General features: G+C 57.2%; 1 rRNA gene. It reads right to left on the minus strand.

Going from position 1 to position 388, the window contains the following annotated elements:
• Nucleotide 1: 1 nt before the first annotated feature.
• A 23S ribosomal RNA gene (locus tag QSK35_RS42565) occupies nucleotides 2-388 on the minus strand; the annotation flags it as partial.

A 388-nucleotide genomic window follows, 5' to 3' on the forward strand; every position in this document is an offset into this window, starting at 1 on the left:
CGGTATTCTCTACCTGACCACCTGTGTCGGTTTGGGGTACGGGCCGCATGAACACTCACTAGAGGCTTTTCTCGGCAGCATAGGATCACTCTACTTCGCCTCAATCGGCTATGCATCACGTCTCAGGATACGTGAGCTGCGGATTTGCCTACAGCTCTCCCTACACGCTTACACCAGTACTACCACTCACTGGCGGAGCTACCTTCCTGCGTCACCCCATCGCTTGACTACTACAAGTTCGGATCCCGCGCTCCACAACGATCATGGTCCCGAAGGACTTCCGACCGCGCTTCGGGCGGTTAGCATCACAAGGTTCGCCATGGGCGCGTTCACACGGGTACGGGAATATCAACCCGTTGTCCATCGACTACGCCTGTCGGCCTCGCCT

This window comes from Lentzea sp. NBRC 105346 (genome assembly GCF_030269605.1).
Classification (GTDB): domain Bacteria; phylum Actinomycetota; class Actinomycetes; order Mycobacteriales; family Pseudonocardiaceae; genus Lentzea.